This window comes from Rhodopirellula europaea 6C, assembly GCF_000338295.1.
In the GTDB taxonomy this organism is placed as follows: domain Bacteria; phylum Planctomycetota; class Planctomycetia; order Pirellulales; family Pirellulaceae; genus Rhodopirellula; species Rhodopirellula europaea.
Genome location: NZ_ANMO01000241.1, coordinates 1 through 711 on the forward strand (window position 1 = coordinate 1; position 711 = coordinate 711).

Annotated in this window: 1 protein-coding gene; it reads right to left on the reverse strand. The window is 54.0% G+C overall.

The window, feature by feature from the left end; translation table 11 throughout:
- A partial coding sequence (locus RE6C_RS25635; protein ID WP_039963444.1) for a dockerin type I domain-containing protein occupies positions 1-342 on the reverse strand: 342 nt, incomplete at its 3' end.
- Positions 343-711: the final 369 nt, after the last annotated feature.

Consider the following 711-nt stretch of genomic DNA (forward strand, 5'->3'; position numbering starts at 1 on the left):
ACCATCGTTGTTGACATCCGTCATCCGCCCGCGGGATGGACGGGAGTTGTTGACGCGTTGGCCTTCCGCCCCCGCAATATCGGCTCCCTGCAACTGCGAACCGAATTCACTCGCCCCATCACTGTTCATCTGATTGATGATCGCCAAGGCGTCGATCGCAGAGACCTGTCCGTCTTCGTTGACGTCTTCTGGAAATGCATCGTTGTGAAATAGATTGGCGGCCAGTAATTTCCTCGTTTCCAACGTTTCCGATCGTAGTCGACGCCGCTGCGATCGACGCCGCCGATTCTTTGAACGAGATGATTGGTGGCCTCCGATCCAACGATTCCAGAACTTTGTCATCGCGACACCTGTGCGGTTTTTAGAAGAGAAGAGAGAAGGGCGAGCCGCGTCAAACAAAAAGCTACACGTCTCCCTTTACAGGTACGATTCGCTGCGCAAAGCGCAACACTTCGGCCGAGAAAATCACCACAAATTCCGACCGACATTTTCTTGTTGCAAAATCCTTCGAAATCGTCCCCGGTTTTTTGGCCCGGTCGACCCGCCGATGACGCATTGAGTTTCAGCAGAGTCTGAATCCGATCCAACACCGAGACGCCCCATGTCCACTCACACACTCGATCTGTCTTCCACAGACGGCTCCGTCGAGCGACGCATCAATGAAGCTCGCCAAGGAAATCGTCAGTCATTGGGCGACTTGCTGCAGCTGTA